13 protein-coding genes are annotated in these 9,300 nt (G+C 56.6%); 5 read left to right on the forward strand and 8 right to left on the reverse strand.

Annotated elements, in window-relative coordinates:
* Window positions 1-64: 64 nt before the first annotated feature.
* The 8 genes from hscB to PROAA_RS05410 form a co-directional block, all read right to left on the reverse strand.
* Window positions 65-592, reverse strand: coding sequence for a Fe-S protein assembly co-chaperone HscB (gene hscB / locus PROAA_RS05375; RefSeq protein ID WP_186410360.1), 528 nt, complete (start codon window positions 590-592; stop codon window positions 65-67).
* Between the two features lie 121 nt (window positions 593-713).
* A complete protein-coding gene (iscA, locus tag PROAA_RS05380) occupies window positions 714-1,037 on the reverse strand; it encodes an iron-sulfur cluster assembly protein IscA (RefSeq protein WP_186410361.1) in 324 nt (107 codons plus the stop codon).
* Window positions 1,038-1,071: 34 nt separating this feature from the next.
* Window positions 1,072-1,455 carry a Fe-S cluster assembly scaffold IscU gene (gene iscU / locus PROAA_RS05385; protein ID WP_186410362.1) on the reverse strand — a complete coding sequence of 128 codons (384 nt, stop codon included), beginning with the start codon at window positions 1,453-1,455 and terminating at the stop codon, window positions 1,072-1,074.
* 24 nt (window positions 1,456-1,479) lie between these two features.
* The gene (locus tag PROAA_RS05390; RefSeq protein WP_186410363.1) at window positions 1,480-2,691 is read right to left on the reverse strand and encodes an IscS subfamily cysteine desulfurase; all 1,212 of its coding nucleotides are present in this window, start codon (window positions 2,689-2,691) and stop codon (window positions 1,480-1,482) included.
* A 41-nt stretch (window positions 2,692-2,732) separates the two neighbouring features.
* Window positions 2,733-3,890: a cysteine desulfurase family protein gene (locus tag PROAA_RS05395; RefSeq protein WP_186410364.1), complete on the reverse strand. Its 1,158-nt coding sequence runs from the start codon at window positions 3,888-3,890 to the stop codon at window positions 2,733-2,735.
* A 4-nt stretch (window positions 3,891-3,894) separates the two neighbouring features.
* The gene (gene iscR / locus PROAA_RS05400; RefSeq protein WP_186410365.1) at window positions 3,895-4,386 is read right to left on the reverse strand and encodes a Fe-S cluster assembly transcriptional regulator IscR; all 492 of its coding nucleotides are present in this window, start codon (window positions 4,384-4,386) and stop codon (window positions 3,895-3,897) included.
* A 57-nt stretch (window positions 4,387-4,443) separates the two neighbouring features.
* On the reverse strand, window positions 4,444-5,196 hold the full coding sequence (gene cysE, locus PROAA_RS05405) for a serine O-acetyltransferase (protein WP_186410366.1): 753 nt from the start codon (window positions 5,194-5,196) through the stop codon (window positions 4,444-4,446).
* An 85-nt stretch (window positions 5,197-5,281) separates the two neighbouring features.
* The gene (locus PROAA_RS05410) at window positions 5,282-6,082 is read right to left on the reverse strand and encodes an RNA methyltransferase (RefSeq protein WP_186410367.1); all 801 of its coding nucleotides are present in this window, start codon (window positions 6,080-6,082) and stop codon (window positions 5,282-5,284) included.
* An 84-nt stretch (window positions 6,083-6,166) separates the two neighbouring features.
* On the opposite strand from PROAA_RS05410, the gene PROAA_RS05415 reads away from it, so the two are divergent.
* From PROAA_RS05415 to PROAA_RS05435, 5 genes are all read left to right on the forward strand, one after another.
* Window positions 6,167-6,976, forward strand: a complete 810-nt coding sequence (locus PROAA_RS05415) for an inositol monophosphatase family protein (RefSeq protein ID WP_186410368.1) — start codon at window positions 6,167-6,169, stop codon at window positions 6,974-6,976.
* A gap of 448 nt (window positions 6,977-7,424) precedes the next feature.
* On the forward strand, window positions 7,425-7,661 hold the full coding sequence (locus tag PROAA_RS05420; protein WP_186410369.1) for a ribbon-helix-helix domain-containing protein: 237 nt from the start codon (window positions 7,425-7,427) through the stop codon (window positions 7,659-7,661).
* Window positions 7,658-8,056, forward strand: coding sequence for a type II toxin-antitoxin system VapC family toxin (locus tag PROAA_RS05425; protein WP_186410370.1), 399 nt, complete (start codon window positions 7,658-7,660; stop codon window positions 8,054-8,056). Before PROAA_RS05420 ends, PROAA_RS05425 begins: the two co-directional genes overlap by 4 nt.
* Before the next feature lie 172 nt (window positions 8,057-8,228).
* Window positions 8,229-8,594: a hypothetical protein gene (locus tag PROAA_RS05430; RefSeq protein ID WP_186410371.1), complete on the forward strand. Its 366-nt coding sequence runs from the start codon at window positions 8,229-8,231 to the stop codon at window positions 8,592-8,594.
* A gap of 324 nt (window positions 8,595-8,918) precedes the next feature.
* Complete coding sequence (locus tag PROAA_RS05435; RefSeq protein WP_186410372.1) at window positions 8,919-9,125, forward strand: hypothetical protein; 207 nt, start codon at window positions 8,919-8,921, stop codon at window positions 9,123-9,125.
* The last annotated feature ends 175 nt before the right edge of the window (window positions 9,126-9,300 follow it).

Raw genomic sequence — 9,300 nt, forward strand, 5'->3', positions numbered from 1 at the left:
GGTTCTGCAATTTGTAAGAGTGCCATGAAATTCAGGTGCCCCGTCTTGTAGGATTTTGCTCTTGTCAAGCTTCAAGCGCCGCCATGGCGTCGTCGATCTCGAATAACAATTTTTCGAGAAACATCACTTTCCGCACTTTTTCAGCCACCTGTTCAAGATCGCGATGATCGTCGAACAAGGTTTCGATATCCGCATAGCATTCGTCGATGTCGTGCTTCAAGCGATGCTGCAGATGCTCAAGTTCGCGATGATTCCCGGCAGCGCGTGCTTCGGCAACCGATTCGCGCCATTCCATCTGTTCGACAAGAAAGTCGGTTGGCATCGCCGTGTTGCTTTCGGCATCAACATCCTGCCCGGCCAGATGCAACAGATATCTTGCTCTGGACATGGGCTTCTTCAGTGTCTGATAGGCCTCGTTGATACGCGTTGCCCACTGCAACGAAAGTCGCCGTTCCGCATCGCCTGCATTAGCGAATCTGTCCGGATGAATCTGCGCCTGAATCGCGCGATAACGTGCATCCAGTGCCGTTCTGTCAAGGCGGAAAGTGCGCGGCAACTCGAACAGCGCAAAATGATCGTCAGAGAAATCCATTCGGTTTTTCTGCGGTCTTGCCGCATCTACCAATCAGCCAAGCCGGGCCAGTTAGCCGCGATCAACAAACACGAACAGAACGGCAAACGTTGTATATCAACGCCCCGGCTCGCCGCCGCCATCAAACGTTAAAGCTTTCGCCGCAACCGCAGGCATCCTTCACATTCGGGTTATTGAATTTGAACCCTTCGCTCAGACCTTCACGCGTGTAATCAAGCTCCGTTCCGTCAAGGTAAGGCAGGCTCTTCGCATCGATCAGCACTTTGACGCCGTGCGATTCAAACTCGATGTCATCCGGGTCGGCTGCGTCGGCAAATTCGAGTTTGTAGGCTACGCCCGAGCAACCGCTGGTGCGAACACCGAGGCGAAGACCGATGCCCTTGCCACGCTTGACCAAGTAGCTAGAAACATGTTTTGCCGCTTTTTCGGAAAGCGTAACCGCCATTGCAATACTCCTTCTTTTCTCTAGTAATTCCGCTCTATTCAATATGCTTCTTCTTGTAGTCGGCCACTGCCGCCTTGATTGCGTCCTCAGCAAGAATAGAACAGTGAATTTTCACCGGCGGCAAAGCCAGCTCGTCGGCAATCTGAGTATTCTTGATGCTCAACGCCTGATCAATGCTCTTGCCCTTGACCCACTCGGTAACCAGCGAAGACGAGGCGATCGCCGAACCACAGCCATAGGTCTTGAACTTGGCATCCTCAATGATGCCGTCTTTGCCAACCTTGATCTGCAGCTTCATCACATCGCCACAGGCCGGTGCACCGACCATGCCCGTTGCCACACCATCCTCTTCCTTGCCAAAGGAACCCACGTTGCGCGGGTTTTCGTAGTGATCCAGAACTTTTATGCTGTATGACATGATTGATTCTCCATTGATTCGTTATCAGTGAGCAGCCCACTGAACCGTACTCAGATCGATACCGTCCTGCACCATCTCCCACAGCGGGGACAGTTCACGCAGTTTGCCGATCTTCTCGTGCAGCAATTTAATTGCGTATTCGATCTCTTCTTCGGTGGTGAAACGGCCAAGAGTGAAGCGGATCGAACTGTGTGCCAGTTCATCGTCGCGACCCAAAGCACGCAGCACGTAGGAGGGTTCGAGCGAAGCAGAGGTGCATGCCGAGCCCGACGACACCGCGAGATCCTTGATCGCCATGAGCATTGATTCGCCTTCGATATAAGCAAAGCTGATGTTCAGGTTGTGCGGAACACGATGCTCCAGATCACCGTTGATAAACACCTGCTCAATATCGGACAAGCCCTTGAGCAGTCGATCGCGCAGCATGCGGATCCGTTCGTTCTCGGCGCCCATCTCCTCACGCGCAATGCGGAAGGCTTCCCCCATACCGACGATCTGATGCGTCGCCAGCGTACCTGAACGGAAACCGCGTTCATGTCCACCGCCATGCATCTGCGCCTCCAGACGAACGCGCGGCTTGCGGCGCACATAGAGCGCTCCGATGCCCTTTGGGCCGCAGGACTTGTGCGCACTGAAACTCATCAGGTCAACTTTCAACTGCGTCAGATCGATCGCTACCTTGCCGGTCGCCTGAGCTGCATCGACATGAAAAATGATGCCTTTCCCGCGGCAGATTTCGCCAATTTCGGCAATCGGCTGAATGACGCCGATCTCGTTATTGACTAGCATCACCGATACGAGAATGGTGTCGGGACGCAGCGCGGACTTGAATACGTCAAGGTCGAGCAGTCCGCTTTCCTTGACATCGAGATACGTGACTTCAAAACCTCCCCGTTCCAATTCACGGCAGGTGTCCAGAACGGCCTTGTGCTCGGTCTTGACGGTAATGACATGCTTGCCCTTGCCGGAATAGAAATGCGCCGCACCTTTGATGGCCAGGTTGTTCGACTCAGTCGCACCTGAAGTCCAGACGATTTCCTTGGGGTCGGCATTGACCAGTTTGGCGACTTCGGCACGCGCTTCCTCAACCGCGGCTTCAGCCTCCCAGCCGAAGGCGTGCGAACGCGAGGCGGGGTTGCCGAACTTTTCGACGAGATAAGGGATCATTTTTTCCGCCACGCGCGGATCGACCGGTGTGGTTGCCGAATAGTCAAGATAGATCGGCAGTTTCAGCATTTCGCGGACTCCAGATGGTTCATGATTTCAATATTCATGGGTTAAACCGCAACAGCGGTCAGTCGCAGCAGTTTGGATACTGTGATCTGCAATATTCTTAAAAAATCGCTCACTTGCTCGGCCGTACTGGCGGCACCCAGGCTGACGCGCACGGCGCCACGCGCAAGTTCGGGCGCAACTCCCATGGCGCGCAGCACATGCGATGGCTCCGGATTGGCGCTGGAACACGCGGCACCACTGGCCACGGCAAATCCGGCGCGGTCCAGATGACTGACCAGCGTTTCGCCATCCACATCGTCCAACGCGAAGTAGGTTGTGTTGGGCAGACGCCCGGCGCCAAGACCGAAAAGCGTCGCACCCATTGCGCGCAAGCCGCGTTCCAGTTGATCTCGCAACGCGAGCAAGCGCGGTGCTACCGCAGCCAGATTTCGCACGGCCAATTCACAAGCGACACCGAATCCGACGATAGCGGCGACATTCTCCGTTCCGGACCGCAAGCCGCGCTCCTGACCACCACCGGCAATCAGCGGTTCGATTTCAACACGCTTGTCGAGTACCAGCGCAGCGGCTCCCTTTGGTCCGCCAATCTTGTGCGCAGAGAGCGTCAGCGCATTGACGCCTGCCGCATTCAGGCTGCGGAAATCAACGCTGATCTTGCCCAGTGCCTGCACCGCATCGGAGTGAAACAATGCACCCGCCGCTCGGGCCTGCGCGGCCAGCGCATCGACGGCCTGCAACACGCCGGTTTCGTTGTTGGCAAGCATCACCGAGACCAATCTTGGCTTTCCTGCCAATGCCGTCCGGTAACTCTGCGCATCAACCTGCCCATCGTTCTCAACGGCAAGCTTGTGCAGCTGCCAACCGCGCCGAACCAATTGCTCTGCGGGTCTGATCACGCTCGGATGCTCGATCGCGCTGACCGCCAGCAGACCAGGCTTCATGCAAGCGGCCGCACCTTTGACAAACAGGTTATTCGCTTCCGTTCCGTTGCTGGTGAATACGATTTCACTGAAATGTGCGCCGATTGCCGAGGCCACCTGACTACGCGCCTCGTCGATAGCGCGCCGTGCAGATCGGCCGTAGTCGTGCCGACTGGACGCATTGCCACACTGCTCTGAAAGCCAGGGCAACATCGCCTCCCGCACCGCCGGTTCCAGCGGTGTGGTCGCATTGTGATCAAGATAGACCGGCGCAAACATGCTATCAGGCAAAAGCCGGGGTCGATTTGGCGCGCGGATTCGGGCCGATACGCCGCGCATCCCGGAGCACCGAGACGTCACCGCCAACCTTCTTGAGCTGACTATCGACCAGATCGGACAACGTCACCGAGGTCAGGTAGTCGTACATTTTGGTGTTGAGCGTAGTCCACAGCTCGTGTGTCATGCAGCGTTCTTCGTCCTTGCAGTTCTCCTTGCCGCCACACTGGGTCGCGTCAAGCGTCTCATCAACGGCTCGCACAATGTCGGCGACAGTGATCTGAGTACCGGGTCGCGCCAGACAGTACCCGCCGCCGGGCCCGCGCACGCTATCGACCAGACTGCAGCGACGCAATTTTCCGAACAATTGCTCGAGATACGAGAGCGATATCTTCTGCCGTTCGCTGATGCCGGCCAAGGTAACAGGGCCTTCGCCGCTACGCAGTGCCAAATCGATCATCGCGGTTACCGCAAAACGTCCTTTGGTTGTCAGTCGCATAGTGCCTCCTGGTTAATACTTGATTAGTTCTGTCAACTATGGGAAAAGTTCCCCGAATTAGTCAACAATCTTACTCAGGTAATTTGGATCGAACTTGTCTGCCGTAGCCAGCTCATCTTCCAGGCAGACGCCACTACTCTCAAGTTTCTTGAGCAATACGCCAATACGCCGATCGGTTTCCACGGCATGATCCACCAAGCCGTGAATTGCCTTCGCCAGAGGGTCATCCTGATTGCTCGCCAGTGCGTAAGCCGAAAAGCCCATCTGGCCGGCCATCTCCTCGCGTTTCTGCGCCAGATCGGTGTCGATGATGCGTGCCGGGTTCCCCACGGCCGTGGCTCCGGCCGGGACGCTCTTGACGACCACCGCATTGGAACCAACCTTGGCCTGCGCACCAATCGTAATTGGCCCGAGAACCTGCGCTCCGGCACCGATAACGACGCCGTTCTCCAGCGTCGGGTGACGCCGTCCCTTGTTCCACGACGTACCACCGAGAGTCACCCCATGATAGAGCGTCACGTCATCGCCAATAACCGCGGTCTCGCCAATCACGACACCCATGCCGTGGTCGATGAAGAAACGTCGACCAATCGTCGCCCCGGGATGGATCTCGATGCCGGTAAGAAACCGGGCCAGATGCGAAACCAGGCGCCCCAGCCAACGCAACTGAAGGCACCACAGCCAGTGCGACAGTCGATGCATGATCACAGCGTGCACCCCCGGATAGCAGGTCAACACCTCCCACGCAGTACGGGCGGCGGGATCGCGATCAAAAACCGAACGGATGTCTTCACGCAAACGGCTGAACATTGAAGTGATATTCCTTGCTGCGAAAAGGGGCGATTCTATAATACCCGACTGATTCGGTCAAGATTCAAGCACGCTGGGTAGTGTCTCAGCGGTCAGCCCCTTGCTTGTCGATCCTTTTTTCGACGGCGTCGAGGATGCCGCGCAGGATGTTGATCTCGTCGCGCTCTAACTCCGTGCGACCGAACAGCCGGCGCAGTTTTGGCAACAGCCGCCTGGGCTGCTGCGGATCGAGGAATCCGGTATCAATCATGACGCGCTCAAGATGCGCGTAGAAACGCTCGACATCGTCGTTGGTCGCAAGCGGCGAAGCAAAGGGTACAGCCTTGGTAATCACCGGCGGACTGCCGTCGAACGCCGCCAATCGCAGCTCATAACAAATCAGTTGCACCGCCGAAGCAAGATTGAGCGAGGAATAATCCGGATTGGCCGGGATGAATACCGTACGCTGGCAGCGCTGCACCTCGGCGTTCGACAGGCCGGCCGTCTCGTTGCCGAACACTAGTGCCACCTTGCCGTTCTCCGCTTGAGCGAGAATTTCGGGGGCGGCCTGACGCGCCTGCATCGGCTCGGGACCCAGGTTGCGATGACGCGCCGAGATGGCCACCGCAAAGATCGTATTGGAAAGAGCAAGTTCGAGACTCTCGCAAACCGTTGCCTGTACCAGAACGTCTTCGGCACCCGCCGCGCGGGCGATGGCTTCGTCATCCGGAAAGCGCTTCGGATTGACCAGCGTCAGGTGCGACAGGCCCATTGTCTTCATCGCGCGCGCCGCGGCACCGATATTGCCTGGATGGCTCGGATGCGACAGCACGACATGCACCCTGTCGAGCGGCGTGACCAAGCGATGAGGGGAACGAGCACCAAGAGACGCCAAGGCAGGGTTCATATAGAATACGCGCTCCGCAAATGAATCGGGCCGAATCAGGTGCCAGCCCGGCACCCTTCCCCGCCCGTAGAGTTCTTTAAAACCATGCATCCAGCACTGAACATCATCATCAAGGCCGCGCGGCGGGCCAGCCAGATCATCAACCGTTCTGCGAACGAACTTGAACACCTCAAGGTGACGACCAAGCGTCAGAGCGACTTCGTTACCGAAGTGGATAAGGCCGCCGAAGCCGCAATTATCGAAGTGCTCAGCGAGGCTTATCCGGAGTACGGAATTCTAGCAGAAGAGTCAGGCCAGACCGCCGGGCGAGGCGCCGGCAGCGACTACCAGTGGATCATCGATCCGCTCGACGGCACCACCAACTACATCCACGGGTTTCCGCAATATGCGATATCGATCGCGCTGACGCACATGGGTCAGGTGACACAGTCAGTCGTCTACGACACGATGCGCAACGAAATGTTCACCGCCAGCAAGGGAGCCGGCACTTTCCTAAACGATCGCCGCGTCCGCGTCAGCAAATGCCTCAAACTTGAAGATGCATTGATCGGCACCGGTTTTCCTTACCACAGCTTCGAGCACATCGACGCCTATCTCGGCACGCTCAAGGAGCTGATGCAGAAGTCGTCCGGCATTCGTCGCCCAGGTGCCGCGTCGCTGGATCTCGCCTATGTCGCCTGCGGCCGGCTCGATGGTTTCTGGGAATTCGGTCTTGCGCCGTGGGATATCGCCGGTGGCGCGCTGCTGGTTTCAGAAGCGGGCGGCCTGATCGGCGACCTTTCCGGCAACGAGAACTATCTGGAGACCGGGAACGTGATTGCCGGCACGCCCAAGGTTTTCGCGCAATTGCTCCAGGTCGTCGACAGCCACCGCACAGCCCGACTCGGCGCCTGATTGGCCGTTGTGCCGGGCTGTGTTATCAAGCTTTTCGCACGACCAGGGCTGGATGCCAAGGCGAATGGCTTCAACCGGTCGGCTACGCGTATAACATCTTCTCCGCTGCCGGCCAACTCGGAACGCTTCAGGGCGAGATCGCCTTGCCGCTATCGATGATCCGTTCCACCAGAGCCGACATGCTTGATTCTTCGGCTCCCTCGAAGGACGGATGGTACGGGGCGCGCTTCATTCGACACCCTCAGGCGGACGCTGGACCATCCTGATTTCCCGTAAGCGGCCATTGAACCAAGTCCACCTTGAATCGCCCGCCTGAATTTCAGCTGTCAACCGGCCGGTCAGGATTGCTACTCCATACTGGTGGTTGCACCTTCACTCTCCCATACCTTCCAATTCGCACCTCCTTCACATAACATACAAAACAGTTATGCGTGTGGAGGCCGTAGTCATGAACTTCAACATCTACCTCGACGACGAAACGGGTCAGCAGCTCAACAAAGTTGCCAAGAAGCTTGGCGAAAGCCGGAATGCGCTGGTTCGCCAGGCAGTGAGCGAGTGGCTGAAGAGGCGCGGCAAACCCCAATGGCCGGCTGAGCTACTGGCCTTCAAGGGTATGCCCGACATGCTGCCATTTGAAGCAAGCAGAGACCACCTCAAGCCGCCGGCAGCTGACCCGTTGGCGTGAGGTATCTGCTCGACACCTGCACGGTCTCTGATTTCGTCAAAGGCCAACCCAGCGTCTTGGCGCGCGTCAAAGCCACACCGCCGGATTTGATAGGCGTATCTGCGCTCACGCGCATGGAGATTGATTACGGCCTAGCGCTCAACACCGAGCGCGCAAAGAAGCTGACACCAATACTGGACGCGTTTTTTTCGGCCATCGCCACGCTGCCGTTTGATGAAGCTGATGCACAGGCAGCCGCAGCAATTCGTGCGGCGCTCAAGACCCAGGGTCAGCCGATCGGGGCTTACGATGTCCTGATAGCTGGCACGGCGCTGGCGCGTGGGTTGGTGGTGGTTACGTCGAATGTCGGCGAATTCAAGCGAGTCGGCGGATTGCAGATTGAGGATTGGAGATGAAGTCTGAGACCGGCCAGCTCCGGACGGTGGTGAAAACGCCATAAAGCGGCCTTTTAACTAGTCTCCGTGTATGATGGTGCCGTATTCTGCAGAGCCAATATGACCGGGGTTATTGCTGCATGACGGAGAACGACCGGCCATTTAGATTTGGCAATTACCGTTGGACGGCCACATGAACGATCCTGCCTATGAGCGCCTCACCGAAACTGAACCCGTATCAGAGGTGCGATTCGTTCAAGACTACGTTCAATTCGTCCTCGGGCCACACACGCTTTCCGTATATCCGAAACTCCGCGTTTCAATTGGGAAACGTGTTCTCTCACCTGCGGATTCTGGCTTCTACGACTGCGTTTGCACTCTTATCGGCCAGAACCTAGTAGCCGCCACACGCATTGAAAAGGTGCAATTGGAGTTTCTGTTCTCACGGGGAACAAAGCTTCTCGTTTCACTGCGCCCGGAAGACGCGGTGGGTCCCGAGATCGGCGTGCTGTCCGAAACTACCGGAGCCGATCTCATAGTGGAACGTTATGACGACTAGCAGTGAAACCTGAGTGTCTCTTGCCAGTCTGTAGCACTCATTCGGCTCTACTTTGACCGATGATTAGATCGAATGTCGGCAATGGAGTACGGTGATTTTGGCTATACAGCGGAAGCAGCCAGTGGCTGCCTTAGAAGTTAGAAGACAGAATGGACGGTGTTCCAGTTACCATTTAGTCGGACAAAAAGGGGAATATTGGACATTCCGGATTTTTATACCGATTCGTTGGGCCTCTCGTCGGGGAGAAGATAGGCAATGGCGCTGACCGTTACAGAAGTCGAAGAACTCAGGCGATATGCCTAAATTTGGGGAAAGGTGATCACCATGTTAAACGAAACAAGAGAAGGCGAAAGACGAGAAACAATTGAGGAATTGTTTGACCTGCTCATCGTTGTTCAGGAGATGGGCCGACGGCTTGCCGACGAAACTCATGGAAATTCATATTCCCAAGTAAGGGAACTAAATGAGCTTTTGCATCAAGCTCGTGTCCAATTAACCAAGATTAAGGACAGCACTGTTGAAGGTGGCTAACAAGACGCCACCCGGCAGTTCACACGGGCGCTGCGCGATAGAGCCGCTCAGCGCCAGCGACTTTTGCGCCGTTCCTGAACGTCTGCTTTCCTAGACCGGCTAGGTCCGCAATGGGTCGTCAAGAGACCCTTGTGGAACATGACATACACTTGGATTACGACCATTTGCGAAATTT

Origin of the sequence: Candidatus Propionivibrio aalborgensis (assembly GCF_900089945.1) — a bacterium.
GTDB lineage: Bacteria > Pseudomonadota > Gammaproteobacteria > Burkholderiales > Rhodocyclaceae > Propionivibrio > Propionivibrio aalborgensis.